The organism is Acinetobacter sp. CIP 102637 (assembly GCF_000368425.1).
Classification (GTDB): Bacteria; Pseudomonadota; Gammaproteobacteria; order Pseudomonadales; family Moraxellaceae; genus Acinetobacter; species Acinetobacter parvus.
Window position 1 is genome coordinate 1,293,277 of record NZ_KB849435.1, and the last position, 15,272, is coordinate 1,308,548.

At 42.3% G+C, this 15,272-nt stretch carries 16 protein-coding genes and 2 pseudogenes; 15 read left to right on the forward strand and 3 right to left on the reverse strand.

The window, feature by feature from the left end; genetic code table 11:
- Window positions 1–13 precede the first annotated feature (13 nt).
- The 6 genes and pseudogenes from queC to F967_RS14380 form a co-directional block, all read left to right on the forward strand.
- Entirely contained in the window at window positions 14–682 is a 669-nt protein-coding gene (gene queC / locus F967_RS09245) for a 7-cyano-7-deazaguanine synthase QueC (protein ID WP_010589178.1), read from the forward strand.
- A 30-nt stretch (window positions 683–712) separates the two neighbouring features.
- The gene (locus F967_RS09250; protein WP_004676872.1) at window positions 713–1,132 is read left to right on the forward strand and encodes a hypothetical protein; all 420 of its coding nucleotides are present in this window, start codon (window positions 713–715) and stop codon (window positions 1,130–1,132) included.
- 77 nt (window positions 1,133–1,209) lie between these two features.
- A pseudogene (locus F967_RS13885) lies at window positions 1,210–1,339 on the forward strand (ATPase); the annotation flags it as partial.
- Between the two features lie 19 nt (window positions 1,340–1,358).
- The gene (locus F967_RS09255) at window positions 1,359–1,823 is read left to right on the forward strand and encodes a peroxiredoxin (protein ID WP_004799502.1); all 465 of its coding nucleotides are present in this window, start codon (window positions 1,359–1,361) and stop codon (window positions 1,821–1,823) included.
- A 114-nt stretch (window positions 1,824–1,937) separates the two neighbouring features.
- Window positions 1,938–2,507: a CAP domain-containing protein gene (locus F967_RS09260; protein WP_004799504.1), complete on the forward strand. Its 570-nt coding sequence runs from the start codon at window positions 1,938–1,940 to the stop codon at window positions 2,505–2,507.
- A gap of 26 nt (window positions 2,508–2,533) precedes the next feature.
- Window positions 2,534–2,632: pseudogene (locus F967_RS14380) on the forward strand (glyoxalase/bleomycin resistance/extradiol dioxygenase family protein); the annotation flags it as partial.
- Here F967_RS14380 and F967_RS09265 read toward each other — a convergent pair.
- Entirely contained in the window at window positions 2,610–3,215 is a 606-nt protein-coding gene (locus F967_RS09265) for a nicotinate-nicotinamide nucleotide adenylyltransferase (protein WP_034431252.1), read from the reverse strand. The pseudogene F967_RS14380 and the gene F967_RS09265 overlap by 23 nt on opposite strands.
- A gap of 109 nt (window positions 3,216–3,324) precedes the next feature.
- On the opposite strand from F967_RS09265, the gene F967_RS09270 reads away from it, so the two are divergent.
- Window positions 3,325–4,125 (forward strand): enoyl-CoA hydratase-related protein, encoded by an 801-nt coding sequence (locus F967_RS09270; protein WP_004799508.1) that lies wholly within the window; start codon window positions 3,325–3,327, stop codon window positions 4,123–4,125.
- A gap of 116 nt (window positions 4,126–4,241) precedes the next feature.
- Entirely contained in the window at window positions 4,242–5,003 is a 762-nt protein-coding gene (locus tag F967_RS09275; protein WP_004682672.1) for a nitroreductase family protein, read from the forward strand.
- Between the two features lie 4 nt (window positions 5,004–5,007).
- Here the strand turns inward: F967_RS09275 and F967_RS09280 are convergent, their stop codons facing one another.
- Entirely contained in the window at window positions 5,008–5,322 is a 315-nt protein-coding gene (locus F967_RS09280) for a YqfO family protein (RefSeq protein ID WP_004769584.1), read from the reverse strand.
- 100 nt (window positions 5,323–5,422) lie between these two features.
- Window positions 5,423–9,253 (reverse strand): phosphoribosylformylglycinamidine synthase, encoded by a 3,831-nt coding sequence (purL, locus tag F967_RS09285; RefSeq protein ID WP_004799512.1) that lies wholly within the window; start codon window positions 9,251–9,253, stop codon window positions 5,423–5,425.
- A 352-nt stretch (window positions 9,254–9,605) separates the two neighbouring features.
- On the opposite strand from purL, the gene F967_RS09290 reads away from it, so the two are divergent.
- The 7 genes from F967_RS09290 to tolA form a co-directional block, all read left to right on the forward strand.
- The gene (locus F967_RS09290) at window positions 9,606–10,946 is read left to right on the forward strand and encodes a deoxyguanosinetriphosphate triphosphohydrolase (protein ID WP_004676853.1); all 1,341 of its coding nucleotides are present in this window, start codon (window positions 9,606–9,608) and stop codon (window positions 10,944–10,946) included.
- Between the two features lie 146 nt (window positions 10,947–11,092).
- Window positions 11,093–11,701: a Holliday junction branch migration protein RuvA gene (gene ruvA / locus F967_RS09295; RefSeq protein WP_004682675.1), complete on the forward strand. Its 609-nt coding sequence runs from the start codon at window positions 11,093–11,095 to the stop codon at window positions 11,699–11,701.
- A 7-nt stretch (window positions 11,702–11,708) separates the two neighbouring features.
- Window positions 11,709–12,707, forward strand: a complete 999-nt coding sequence (gene ruvB / locus F967_RS09300) for a Holliday junction branch migration DNA helicase RuvB (RefSeq protein ID WP_004757666.1) — start codon at window positions 11,709–11,711, stop codon at window positions 12,705–12,707.
- 59 nt (window positions 12,708–12,766) lie between these two features.
- Window positions 12,767–13,174 carry a tol-pal system-associated acyl-CoA thioesterase gene (gene ybgC, locus F967_RS09305; protein ID WP_004676848.1) on the forward strand — a complete coding sequence of 136 codons (408 nt, stop codon included), beginning with the start codon at window positions 12,767–12,769 and terminating at the stop codon, window positions 13,172–13,174.
- Between the two features lie 24 nt (window positions 13,175–13,198).
- Window positions 13,199–13,897: a protein TolQ gene (gene tolQ, locus F967_RS09310; protein WP_004682677.1), complete on the forward strand. Its 699-nt coding sequence runs from the start codon at window positions 13,199–13,201 to the stop codon at window positions 13,895–13,897.
- Window positions 13,897–14,349, forward strand: coding sequence for a protein TolR (tolR, locus tag F967_RS09315; protein WP_004682678.1), 453 nt, complete (start codon window positions 13,897–13,899; stop codon window positions 14,347–14,349). Before tolQ ends, tolR begins: the two co-directional genes overlap by 1 nt.
- Window positions 14,350–14,352: 3 nt before the next feature.
- The coding region (gene tolA, locus F967_RS09320) for a cell envelope integrity protein TolA (protein WP_004757663.1) at window positions 14,353–15,272 on the forward strand (920 nt) is incomplete at its 3' end.

Genomic DNA, 15,272 nt, shown 5'->3' on the forward strand with positions numbered 1-15,272 from the left:
CATGGAAAATAATATGCGTTCCCGTGCCATCGTATTATTGTCTGGCGGCTTAGACTCGACAACATGTCTCGCTTGGGCACAAGCAAACTATGACTGTATCGCCATTAGTTTTATGTATGGTCAACGCTCTACAACTGAGCTTGATGCAGCTAAGGCACTTGCACAACGAGCAGGTGTTGAGCACCGCGTCATTAATATTGATCTTGGCAATCTGGGTGGTTCAGCACTTACAGACCATAACATTGATGTACCAGAACAATTACAGGAAGGTATTCCTGTAACTTATGTTCCTGCACGTAACACAATTTTCCTGTCCTATGCGCTTGCCGCCGCTGAGGTTTTTGATGCCGAAGCCATCGTGATTGGGGTCAATGCCGTTGATTATTCAGGATATCCTGACTGTCGTCCTGAGTTTATTGATGCGTTTGCCAATCTTGCGCGTTTGGCAACAAAAGCGGGTGTGGAAGGAAAACCCCTGAAAATTGAAACACCTTTGTTACATTTATCCAAAGCGAATATTATACGCTTAGGTATCGAACATGGCGTAGACTATAGCCAAACAGTATCCTGCTATCAGGCAGATGCTCAAGGACGTGCGTGTAGCAAATGCGACAGTTGCCGTTTACGTCAACAAGGTTTTATCGAAGCAGGTATTGCGGATCCTACACGTTATACCGAATAGACGATATAGGGTTATAATTAGGTACAATATATGAAGTTTTTTAAATCAAATCTTATTCTTTCCACCATGATGTCGGCGGCTGCCCTACTTGCAACGGCAACCCATGCTGCGGATGAGAATCCACTCAAAGCTGCGTATAAAAGTACCAATGTCAAATCTGCATTGATCAATGTGTGTAAAGACCAGACCACAAAGGGTGGAAAACTGACAGCGGCAGAAGTCAGCAAATTCTGTTCTTGTAATATTGAGGCACAGGGCAAAGTAACTGAAGCACAAAAATGGGAAATTCAAAGTGCAATCAATGCCAAGAAAAGCCCAAGCTCCCTTGCCTTTGTACAGCAACAGAATAAGGATTTACAGGCTTGCCTAGGCGCACCACTTGTCACCAAGCTAGAAAAGTTGACTCAGGAAGCAATGAAAGCTGCCCAGCAACAGGCACCTAAAAAATAATCCTGCGCTGTTGTAAACAAGGCCTGCATTGATGCAGGCTTTTTTGTAGGTTCTGTTAAACTTTCCTTTATGCTGAAAAAGGGGGAGAATTCCATACCACTGTGATTGAGGGGGCGGATTTTTAACAAAGCTATTCCTGTACGTCATGGAAATATTGTTTATGATGAAGAATATGTTTTTTTAGCCCTTGAATCAGATCAAATTTAGCTTTGGCAAAGGATACAAAATGTCTGAACAGATCCAGCTACCCAATCAAACCTTTCCAGCCACTCAGGGCGAAATCAACCTAGCCGAACTCACAAATGAATGGCTGGTATTATATTTTTACCCAAAAGATTCAACCCCTGGCTGTACAACCCAGGCGGTTGGCTTTTCCTGCCTAAAAGACCAGTTTGATGGATTGAACTGTAAGATCATTGGTGTATCCCGCGATTCAGTCAAGGCACACCAGAACTTTACCGAAAAACAGGCACTGACCATTGACTTGATTAGCGATAAGGAAGAAGTGCTTTGTAAACACTTCGATGTGATTAAGGAAAAAAATATGTATGGCAAACAGGTGATAGGGATTGAACGCTCTACCTTTATTTTCCATAATAAACAACTAGTTAAAAGCTATAGAAAAGTAAAAGTGGCGGGACATGCCGAACAGGTGCTTGAAGATTTAAAAACACTACAGGCAGCTTCGTAAACCCTGAATACAAGAGGCAAGTTTCACTTGCTTTTTTATTGAGGAAAAATTGCTCGCCTGTTTGGGCTTGGGGTATGATAAAAACGTTAAAATAATTCAACCAAAGGCATTTAAATGAGTCAGTTCAAGGTATTTATCTCGTTGCCTTTTTATCTTTTTATCTCAACATGTGGGGCGAGTTCAACCACAATGCCACAGGATATTGCTACGCCCGTTCGCCAAATTCAAAAACCCGCCTTGGAAATAAGCTGTCAGGATTTACAGAATCCAGCCTATCAGCAGGTCATCATGAATGCGATTAATGAAATTCGGCAACATCCACGTCAATGTGGGCAACAATATTTTGCCGCTGTGGCACCGCTGAGATGGAATAGCGGTCTGCATAGGAGTTCTCTTGCCCATGCACAGAATATGGCGGAACATAATTTTCTGGGTCATACCAGTAGCACAGGCTTGAATTTAAGGTCACGTCTTCAACTGTATCAGGTTAAAACACGTGGTGGCGGTGAGAATGTGGCACGGGGCCAAAAGAATCTGGATGAAGTCATGGCAACCTGGGGCAGCAGCCCTGTGCATTGCAGCAACCTGATGCAGTCAAAATTTACCGATTACGCAGTTGCCTGTAGCTTTGATGAATCGGAAAAACCCAAGGCATACTGGGTGCAACAATTTGGTGTTCGTTAAGAGGAAGCATGATCCAGTCTGGTACATTCACTACCCCCAAAATTGAAAAAATAGACTGGGAAACTCTGGAACTCAGTATCACCGATCCATTTTCAAACCGAATCATCTTTTGGGAAGATGCTTAATCTCCCTACCTGATGATGCCTCAATATTGGAACGGTCATTGGCATTAAACTTTTGTTGTAAGGTCTGGTAAGTTGATGTTTTTTGAAATTCTTCAAGAAAATAGACTGTGCCTTTAGGGAAAAATTCAGTCTGAATCTCACCTCGATAATAGGCTTCTCGCATAGGCGTAGCGGAAATAGAATCCTTTAAGCTATCTAACTCAACCATTTCCCATTCTGGAAATAAAGCTAAATAATACGAAGATTCATCTTTGAAGTGACCAATCAAACCTACTTTTGCATTTGGCTGAACCACTTGATTGACTAAATCCTTAACCTGTTTAACCCATTTTTCATCGTTATACACATCAACTACATGGACAAAGTGAATCCGTTTTTGCTCATCCTCAGGGAAATTGGCAAGAATCATTTGCTCACGTTCATGGGCTAAAAATGGATTTTTGATATTCCGTTCTGATTGTGCTGAACCTAATGCCAAGATCACATGCTGACTTTGCTGCAACGCAATTTCAATGGTTTGTAGATGTGCCAAATGAAAAGGCTGAAAGCGTCCAATAAAAACAAGATAGTCAAATGTGTACATAGGCGTAATTTCACTTTTTGTGAACTCATCAGTTGCACCATGTAACGCAAATATGCGACATAATGAGAGCACTTAAAAAATCAATCTGGATTAAAGCAAGGATAGTACGATGACACTTAGCTGTATTCAACAACCTCATCAACATTTGCAAGCAAATTTAGAAGATGGCGTACTCACCTTAGCCATTAACCGTTCAGAAGCAAAGAATGCACTTTACGGCGAACTTTATCTATGGATTGCAAAAGCATTAGATGAAGCTGATACAAATAAAGATGTACGTGTTGTGATTTTACGTGGTGCAGAACAAGATTTTACTGCGGGTAATGATATGAAAGACTTCATGGGCTTTATGCAAAAGCCACATGAAGGCAAAGCAGGCGATCAACCCCCATTTGTATTATTAAAAGCAGCAGCACGTTTTTCTAAGCCACTCATTATCGCAGTGAAAGGCGTTGCGATTGGTATCGGTGTGACCATCTTATTACATGCTGATATTGTATTTGCAGACAATACTGCCCTATTCCAAATTCCATTCGTAAGCCTAGGTCTTTCTCCAGAAGGTGCTGCGAGTCGTTTATTAGTGAAGCAAGCAGGTTATCAAAAAGCGGCTGAATTATTATTCACAGCGAAAAAATTTGATGCTGCAACCGCTGTCAAAGCAAACTTGGTCAATGAAATTGTTGAAGACGTTTATGCAACAGCTCAAAAAACAGCTCAACATTTAGCGGCTTTACCACTGGCATCAATCAAGCAAACCAAAGCGCTCATGAAAAAAGACTTAGCTGAAATTATTGCTTGTGTCGATGAAGAAGCTGAAATCTTTATGCAACGTGTCCGCTCACCTGAAATGATGGAAGCGGTACAGGCATTTATGCAAAAACGTAAACCTGACTTCTCACAGTTCAATTAATGAGGTAATCACTCATTATTAATTGAAACAAAACCACTTTATTGCAAAATCGAGGTGGTTTTTTTATTGAACGTCCCAATTTAAATATAAAATAACTTTAGGATGACACTTTCCTCATGTCAGAACACACACAAACTGAAAAGAAACGTTATTACGAAGCCGCGCCACAGGACATTGACGTTGACAATTTCCGTAAGGTGATTGAAAGCCGTCGTTCAGTACGCAAGTTCACGGATAAACCGATTCCAAGTGAAATTTTAGATGAATGCTTAGATTTGGCGTTGCTTGCACCCAATTCATCAAACTTACAGCCTTGGACATTCTATGTGGTGCAAAATCCGAGTAAGAAAAAGCAACTGGTTAAAGCGTGTTTAGGACAACTTGCTGCTAAAACTGCATCAGAATTGATCGTATGCGTAGCGCGTACAGATCGTGTTGATGAAATGGCAAAACGCAATATTAGTGAATTTCCATTTCCTGAAGCCCCTGCAATGGTACAAAAATATTACCGTTTTATTCCCTACAACTATAAAACTGGTTATTTCAATGCATTAGGTAACTTTAAAAAAGTTGCATTTAAAGTAGCCCGCACACTTGATAAACAACTTCCTGTAACTGCATTTAACCCTGCCGATGCCAAATTGTGGGCAACTAAAACCACAGCTTTAGCCTGTGAAAACCTTGTATTGGCATTACGTGCCTATGGTTTTGATAGTTGTATGATGGAAGGTTTTGATGAACCTTTAGTTCGTAAAATTTTAAAATTAAATGATCAACAGTATCCTGTCATGGTGATTGGTGCTGGTGAGCGTGCTACAGATGGTGTGTTCTTCCCGCAATATCGTTTTGACCGTGATTTATTTATTCAAAAAGTCTAAAAAATTATTCAATATCTAATATTTGAATAAACTCAAAGGCAGGCTCTTCATAAGGATGGCTTGCCTTTAATGCTTTTGCAACCGTACTTGCCTTTTCTTCTGTAACAATGGTTTCTACCCGCCATTCCTCAAGCTGTTCCAGTTCATCCAACTGCCCTAAAAATGGATTTGCACCTTGAATGGGCTTAAACTGCCCTATGCCTTTCACTTGCCAAGCACAGTGCTCATAATTACCAATACCACCTGCTCCTGCTTCAAAGATAGCAAGTTTGGTTGATTCAAGGTGAGATTCAGGAACGTAATAAATAAGTTTTAGCATATTCTTTTTGATTTCATTGTTCTTGTTCATTCATCGTTATTTTATATTGAATCTAAGAATAAAATAAGCCACCTGACGGTGGCTTATTGCATGGATTTAATTAACCAATAAATTTACGTGCATTCCTAAACATACGCAACCAAGCACCATCTTCGACCCAATCTTCAGGTTTCCATGAATGCTGTAAAGCACGGAAGTTACGTTCTGGATGCGGCATCATCACGGTTGCACGACCATCTTTAGATGTTAAACCTGTAATCGCTTCAGGTGAACCGTTCGGGTTCAATGGATAGTGTTGCGTTGGATTCCCCAAACTATCCACATAACGCAAAATCACTTGGTTTTCAGCATTTAAAGCAGCCAATTGCTGCGTAGTTGCAACTAAACGCCCTTCACCATGCGCCACGGCGATTGGTAAAATCGAACCTTGCATATCTTCAAGCAATACCGAAACTGATTTTTCTACACGAACGTTGACCGCACGCGCTTCAAAGACTTCTGAGGTATTACGATGGAAACGGCCCCAATGCTCTGCACCTGGAATCAATGGTGCAAGTTGCGACATCATTTGACAGCCGTTACATACGCCTAAGCTGAAAGTGCTCTCACGATGGAAGAACTGCTCAAACTGGTCACGTAACTTGGCATTGAACAATACTGATTTCGCCCAGCCACCACCAGCGCCCATTACGTCACCGTATGAGAAGCCACCACAAGCCACTAAACCTTCGAAGTCACTTAAGCTCACACGACCTGCAAGCAAGTCACTCATGTGTACATCGATGGTATTGAAGCCAACTTTGTCAAATGCAGCAGCCATTTCCACATGACCGTTCACACCTTGCTCACGCAAGATGGCCATGTTTGGACGACGTGTATTAATAAATGGCGCTTCTACTGGCTCATTTAAATCATAAGTTGCTTGAGCAATTAAACCTTTGTGGTTTTTATCTGCAATTAAAGCAAATTCTTGATCAGCCGTTTCAATGTTGTCACGTAAACGTTGGATTTGATGTGATACTTCAGCCCAAGCTTGTTGTAATTCAGCACGTTCTAAAGTCAAACCATTGACAACCAATTGATCAGTTGTATTGACACGGCCCACAACCGCGATTGTATCTTTCAGGCTCGACGCTGCAACTTCAATTTCTAACTGTGCCCAATCAGCAGCAGTAATTTGCAGTACTGCACCAATTTCTTCAGCAAATAAACTTTCAATTGTTTGATTTTCTAAAGCTACACCCAAACGTGATGCGAACATCATTTCAGCAACGGTCGCCAATAAACCACCATCACCGATGTCATGGTAAGCCTTGATCAAACCGCGGTTGTTCCAGTCTTGAATCAAGGCAAAGAATGCTTTGAAGTCATCAAAACTATCCACATCAGGAGTAACAGAACCTATTGCTTTATACACCTGGGCAAGGATCGAACCACCTAAACGGAACTGACCTTTCGATAAGTCGATACGAACTAAGACTGAATCTGTAAGATTTTTAAGTTCAGGGGTTAAGGTTTTGCGTACATCTAACACAGGAGCAAATGCAGTGATCACGCCAGTCATTGGAGATGTAACGGCTTTATCTTCACCATCATTCCAGGTGGTACGCATTGAAAGTGAATCTTTACCGACTGGAATTGCGATGCCCAATGCAGGACACATTTCCATACCAATCGCTTTCACACCTTCAAACAAGGCTTGGTCTTCACCTTTTTGACCTGCTGCTGCCATCCAGTTTGCTGAAAGTTTGATATCGCTAATTTGTTCGATGTTGGCACAAGCAATGTTGGTAATCGCTTCCGCAACCGCTAAACGAGCCGATGCCGCAGGATTTAACAATGCCACAGGTGGACGTTCGCCCATTGCCATCGCTTCACCAGTAAAGCCTTGCAAGCTGGTGGTGGTTACTGCTGCATCAGCAACAGGAACCTGCCAGCGACCCACCATCTGGTCACGAGCAACCATACCTGTAATCGAACGGTCACCAATGGTGATCAAGAATGATTTAGATGCAACCGTTGGGTTTTTCAATACACGGAAAATCGCATCTTTTAAATCAACTTTTGATGCATCAAAGTCGTTACCTTTACGTTCAATCGTTTCATATGAACGTTGCATACGTGGTGTACCACCCAACATGACTTGCATTGGGATATCGACTGGATTGTTTTCAAATAATGGATCTTCAACAGTCAAATGACGTGCTTCAGTCGCCTCACCAAGTACTGCAAACGGACAACGCTCACGAGCACAAATTTCTTCAAACTGTTCTAAAGATTCTGGACGAATTGCTAACACATAACGTTCTTGCGCTTCATTTGACCAGATTTCCATCGGGCTCATACCTGGCTCTAAAGATGGAATTTTACGAAGATTCAATACCGCGCCCAACTCATGATCATTCACAAGTTCAGGCATCGCATTGGATAAACCACCCGCACCGACATCATGTACAGATACGATTGGGTTAAAATCTTCTAAGCGCCAGCAGGTATCAATCACCTCTTGGCAACGGCGTTCCATTTCTGGGTTTTCACGTTGTACTGAAGCAAAGTCTAAGCTCTCACCCATGGTTCCGCTATCGACAGAAGATGCAGCACCACCACCAAGACCGATTAACATGGCAGGACCACCCAATACAATGAGCAAGTCACCTGGTTGGATTGCATCTTTTTCTACATGATCAGGACGAATGTTACCGTAACCACCAGCGATCATAATTGGTTTATGGAAACCTTTCACTTCACCATTGACATTCTGTTCAAAGGTACGGAAATAACCATTTAATGCAGGGCGACCAAATTCGTTGTTAAACGCAGCGCCACCTAAAGGACCTTCAATCATAATTTGAAGTGGTGATGCCATACGGCTCGGTTTACCGTAATTTTCTTCCCAAGGCTGTTCAAAACCTGGAATATTTAAGTTTGAAACGGTAAAGCCAGTTAGACCTGCTTTCGGTTTACCACCACGACCTGTTGCACCTTCATCACGGATTTCACCGCCTGAACCAGTTGCAGCACCAGCAAATGGAGAAATTGCGGTTGGGTGGTTATGCGTTTCAACCTTCATTAAAATATGAGCGGCTTGGCTCTTATATTTATAAACAAAGTGACCATTTTCATCCGCTTTTGGATAAAAACGCATCGTGTCATAACCCACGATCACAGAAGCATTGTCTTTATACGCCGACAATACATCTGTTGGAGATTCTTTATAGGTATTCTTAATCATTTGGAACAATGATAATGGTTGTTTTTCACCATCAATTGTCCATTCAGAACCAAAGATTTTATGACGACAATGTTCAGAGTTCGCTTGAGCAAACATCATCAACTCGATGTCATTTGGATTACGACCAAGCTTAGTGAACGCTTCGGTTAAGTAATCAATTTCCTGCTCAGATAAAGCAAAGCCAAACTCATTGTTGGCTTTGACTAACGCTTGTTTCCCTTGACCTAAAATATCAATTGAGTTCAATGGTTTTGGTGCTGTTTCAGTAAATAATGCTTTTGCATCATCAATTTGAGCAAAAACAGTTTCTGTCATACGGTCATGTAAGGCCAATTTCACTTCGTTCGAAATCTCATTTACACCTTTTAATGTAAATAACAGACCACGCTCTAAGCGGTGAATTGGGGTATTGCAGTTCTGGAAAATATCGGTTGCTTTAGATGACCAAGGCGAAATTGTGCCAACACGTGGTGTCACTAAAATCTGGATCTCATCACTTGCAGCCTGGCGAAGTTCAAAAGATTGACCATCGTTTAACAATTGTAATGCCGATTGATGTTGCTGCTCGTTGAGCGCTTGATCAAACAAATAAACCCACTGGCTGTCAAAAGATTGAACAGAACTCATTGACGCTAAACGGTTTAAGAGTTGAGCTTTCTTAAAAGAAGAATGTGCTGATGCACCGGCCACGATAAACATGTTGACTTTGGCTCCACGGGCAGATCGAACAGACCCACCGCAATGTGACTTATGAAAGAGCGCATATTCTACTGTGAAAGCCTCTTTTCAGCTAGCCATATCCAACTTAAAAATCAGAGTTTTCGACGATGAATGCCCTATTTCTGTCTCGCCTGATCTATTTTACTTTATTCGTAACAATTCTTTTATTTTGCAGAACAAATCACATTTCAGTTTTTTAAATATTTGACCGATTATTTTAGTGATTATTCTGATTTAGTTTTGTATCAACAAGACAATCTATGTCGCGCTACGCTAGTGCTTTAATCTTTTTTTTGGCATGATGAAGCGAACTTAGTTTGAATAATGATAAATGGAACAAATGCGTTGGTTGGAATTGCTTTCCGCAATTCGTTTAGGCAGTAAAAAAAGCAGTACAGAATTGGCCCGAAGCCCATTCCACAAAGATTACGACAGAATTATATTTTCCCAAAGCTTTCGTCAACTGAATAGAAAAACACAGGTTCACCCACTCACTCAACATGATGGTATCCATACCCGCCTTACCCATTCGCTTGAGGTTTCCTGTATTGGCCGCTCTCTGGGCATGCTGGCTGCGGAGAAGATTAAAGATGAACTACCCATGTGGATTTCCCCTGCGGATGTCGGTGCGATTATTCAGGCAGCCTGTTTGGCCCATGACATTGGCAATCCACCTTTTGGTCATGCAGGTGAATATGCGATTCGTGAATGGTTTGATGATGCCTCACATCGGGACTTTTTAACTAAACTCACGCCAGAAGAAGCAGCCGATGTCCGTCAATTTGAGGGTAATGCGCAAGGACTTCGTTTGTTAAGCCGTATTGACTATCATCCTGACGATGGTGGTATGCGTCTAACCTATGCCACATTGGGGGCTTATTTAAAATATCCATGGCTTTCCAAAACCATTGAGGAACAAGGTGATATTCCGTCACATAAGCGAGCCAAGTTTGGTTGCTATCAATCTGAAAAAGAAATTTTAAAACAAATTGCCGAGCAACTCGGACTAATTCAGTTGGGCGAATATCATTATTGCCGTCATCCACTCACTTATTTATTGGAAGCAGCCGATGATATTTGCTATGCATTGATTGATCTGGAAGATGGCATCATCCTCAACATGCTGAATTATGCCGAAGTTGAGCCTATTTTCCTGAACCTGATTGTGGATTATGGCTATCCAGAAGAGCTGCATTTACCACATACCACATGGCAACAAAAAATCGCTGCCCTGCGTGGCCGTGTGATGAAACGTCTGGTCGACGAAGTCACCACCGCTTTTGCCAAATATCAGTATGAAATCCTGACAGGACAGCTTCAAGGCAGTTTACTTCAATATTGTTCACCTGATATTGAGGCAGGTATTCAAACTGCCAAGAATCTTGCCAAAGATCGGATTTTTGAGCATCCACAAAAATCAGGTCTGGAAATCATTGCGCATCAAAGTTTACAGACGATTTTAGATGCTTTCGTACCATTGACCATGCCACATAAAGCCCTCAGCTTTAAGGAACAGCGTTTGATGTCAATTTTGCAACATTCGGGCGCACATTTCCAGAACAACCATTACCATAATATTATGCAAGTTCTGGATATTATTAGTAAGTTTTCTGACCATCAAGCTTATAGTTTAGCGCAAGAGTTACAAGGCAATAAAGTTGGGTTCTTCTAAGAAATAAGATTTACTCAGGCTATTTTTATTTTGATTGATTTGAATAAAATCCACGCGAAATCACAAATAAATATGAAAAGCCATTTTGCGTTTAGAGCAAATGGCCTCTACTATTCAACCATTAATAAATAAGTGAAAATGACTCAATGATCGGATGTTTAATTGGCGAAGTGTTTGCCTTGGAAGCCCCAACAGTTTTACTCAATGTGAATGGTGTTGGCTATGAAATAGACACACCACTTTCGACATTTTGCCAATTACAAAAGGGCCAGAAAGTGACATTATGGACGCACTTGGTGGTCCGTGAAGATGCCCAGCAACTCTATGGCTTTAACGATGCGCAGGAAAAAACCATTTTTCGCACTTTGCTGAAAGTGAATGGTGTCGGTCCTAAAATGGCTTTGGGAATATTATCCACATTAAGTGTTGAGCTATTGATTCATACCATTGAACACGATGACATCAACACCCTGATCAAGGTTCCTGGGGTTGGTAAGAAAACTGCTGAACGCTTGATGATTGAATTACGGGATCGCTTCAAGGCATTGGCACAGTCAACCAGTAGTAGCAATGCAAGCCCAACCACGGCTCAAATCCAGTTTATGGCAAACTCACCTGTTGCTGAAGCCGAAGCGGCATTGCAGTCACTCGGCTATAAACCTACTGAGGCACAAAAAGCGGTTGCAGCCGTTAAGGCAGACTATACAGAATCTGCCGATATTATTCGTGCGGCACTTAAATCCATGATGAAGTAATATCTATATGCAAGATCGTCTTATTAGCGGAACAGAAAAACCAGAAGATCATTTTGATCGTGCAATTCGCCCAACTTCATTGACGGACTATATTGGGCAGCCTGTAGTCCGTGAGCAAATGGAAATCTTCATTGGTGCCGCACGTGGACGTGGTGAAGCACTCGATCATACTCTAATTTTTGGTCCACCTGGTTTAGGTAAAACTACACTGGCCAATATTATCGCTCGGGAAATGGGCGGTAATTTAAAATCAACTTCTGGTCCTGTGTTGGAACGTGCAGGCGATTTGGCCGCAATGCTCACCAATCTTGAAGAGGGTGATGTTCTTTTTATTGATGAAATCCACCGCCTTTCTCCAGTGATTGAAGAAATCCTTTATCCAGCGATGGAAGATTATCAGTTGGATATCATGATTGGCGAAGGCCCCGCTGCCCGTTCAATTAAACTGGACTTGCCTCCATTTACACTGGTTGCAGCCACTACCCGTGCTGGTCTGCTCACCTCACCCTTACGTGACCGTTTTGGGATTGTGCAACGTTTGGAATTTTATTCAGTTGAAGATTTGACTTATATCGTTGGGCGTTCTGCACGTTTGATGGATGTACTCATGACAGATGATGGTGCAATGGAAATTGCTCGCCGTTCTCGTGGTACACCTCGTATTGCCAACCGTCTGTTACGTCGAGTTCGTGACTATGCCCAAGTCAAGGGTACAGGTGAAGTGACTCAGGATATGGCCCAACGTGCCTTGGATATGCTGAACGTGGATAAAGCAGGTTTGGATACACTGGATCGCCGTTATCTCAGTATGTTACTTGAGCGTTTTGAAGGTCGTCCAACAGGTGTTGAAGCTTTAGCAGCCGCGATGGCAGAAGATAGTGGCACACTTGAAGATGTCATTGAACCTTATCTCATCCAGCAAGGTTATGTGATGCGTACCGCACGTGGTCGTATTGCGACCAACATGGCTTATTTACAGTTTGGATTAACTCCGCCAGAAACATAAGTTTAAATTTCTTCCAACTCTCTTGAATATTCAGGAGAGTTTTGTATAAGGACGTCATCATGGCCAATCATTTTGAATTTAATATTCGTGTATATATCGAAGATACAGATGCAGGCGGGATTGTCTACCATGCCAACCACATCCGTTTTATGGAGCGTGCCCGTACAGAATGGCTACGCTCCACGGGGATTGCACACTATTGGCATCAAAAGGATTACAGCTTTGTTGTCCACCAGATTCAGGTCAAATATGTACGCCCTATATTAATGGATGATTTAATTACCGTTACAGCACGTGTTATTTCGTGTAAAGCCGCGTCATTTGTGTTGCAACAAAATATTTATCGTGGTGAAATCTTGCTGGCTTCAGGTGAGGTTACGTTGGCATGTTTAAACAAGGACTTGATGCCACGCAGACTTCCTGATGAAATTCGTGACCTGATTCAAAAAGAATTGGCACAGGACTAAAAATAAACTTTCGGCACTCAACTTATGGCAACAAATTTAGAATCTTCCCTGCACATTTCTGACCTGATTTTACAAGCCAGCCCAGTCGTTCAATTGGTCATGTTGATCTTATTACTAGCGTCAATTTTCAGCTGGTATTTGATTGCCAAACTATATATGGGCTTTAAAAAGGCAGCGCAGGATGATGAGCATTTTCAAAAAATGTTCTGGTCAGGTGCCGAACTGAATACCCTATACAACAACGCCCAGCTCAACTCTAAACGTCGTGGCTTGGAAGATATTTTTTATCAGGGTTTGGGTGAATTTTTTAAACTGCAAAAACGTAAGGCTGACACCAACCAGACCATTGAGGGAACTGAACGTATTCTTCGTGTTGGCTTAAGCCGTGATCAGGGCGGATTGGAGCAAGGTCTAGGCGCATTGGCAAGTATTGGTTCTGTTGCGCCTTATATCGGCCTGTTTGGTACAGTCTGGGGCATTATGAATGCCTTTATTGGTCTGGCTGCTGTGGATCAGGTGACATTGGCGACTGTGGCACCTGGTATTGCAGAGGCATTGATTGCAACTGCGATTGGCTTGTTTGCTGCCATTCCTGCGGTACTTGCTTTTAACCATTTCACCGCAAAAGGTGAAGCAATTTATTCAGACCGTGCCCTGTTTGCCGAAGAAATGGTTGCCCTGTTACAGCGTCAAGCAATTGGAACGACACAGGAAGATGCATAATGGCGATTCAACGATCTGGACGTTTTGAACGCATCAAGAAGCCGCTGAAAAGTGACATGAATGTCGTGCCATATATTGATGTCATGCTGGTACTTCTGGTGATTTTTATGGTCACTGCACCCATGATTACCAGTGGAATTAAAGTGGATTTACCTCAAGCCAATAACAATCCAATTGAATCTAAAGATATGCCTGCAATGGTCACCATTGGCAAGGATGGTAATATTTATCTGCAATATCAACATAATAAAGGCACTGAACCACTAACACATGAGCAGCTTGAAAGCATTTTAAGTGATGCCCAGAAACAGGCTGAACAAGACAATAAACAGCTTATGGTCTTGGTGAATGGCGATAAATCTCGCCCTTATGGTGAAGTGGTGGAACTCATGTCCAGTTTACAAGAAGCAGGTCTAACTCAGGTTGGTTTATTAACTGATTCGCTAAAATAAGTTATGAAAAAATTTCAAGAGCCACCTTTTAAACAAAATGCAATTGCACTGGGTTTTACACTCGGTGTTCATATCGTTGCCATTGTTGGCTTATTGTATTTGGGAATGGGAAAACCACCTGAACAGCCTAAAAAAATCACCACGATTTTAGTCAAGCCAGAAGACTTGCCCCCCCCATTGGCAAAACCCGTGGAACAGGAAACTGCGGCTGAAAATCAGGCAGAAGAAATATTAAGTCCAATTGTAGATGAAACTCAGCCTGAAAATCTTCCTGTTGCCCCTCCACCACCTACTGCTCAGCAACTTGCTGCCGAAAAGCAGAAAGCTGAACAGGCGCAACAGGCAAAGTTGGCTGAACAAAAACGTAAGGCTGAGGAAGCCGCCAAAGCAAAAGCACAGGTAGAAAAACAACAGAAGCAAGCAGAAGCTATCGCACAAAAACAACGTGCAGAAGCTGATGCCAAAGCCAAGGCTGCCGAAGAAAAACGTAAAGCCGATGCAGAGGCGAAAGCAAAAGCTGCGGAGCAAAAACGACAAGCTGAAAATGATGCAAAAGCCAAACAGGCAGAAGAAAAACGTCAGGCAGATACCATAGCAAAAACAAAAGCGGCTGAACAGGAAGCAAAACGTAAAGCTGATCTAGCCGCTAAAACCAAGGCAGATAATGCAACCAAGTTGAAAGCTGAACAAGATGCCAAGGCAAAAGCTGCGGAAGAAAAGCGTAAAACAGACGTTGACGCCAAGAAAAAAGCTGAAACAGATGCCAAAGCCAAGGCTGCTGAAGAAAAACGTAAAGCAGACGCTGATGCCAAGAAAAAAGCCGATGCGGATGCTAAGGCAAAAGCAGAGGCAGACGCCAAAGCAAAAGCGGATGCTGAAGCCAAGCGTAAAGCAGATGCTGATGCCAAGAAAAAAGCAGATGC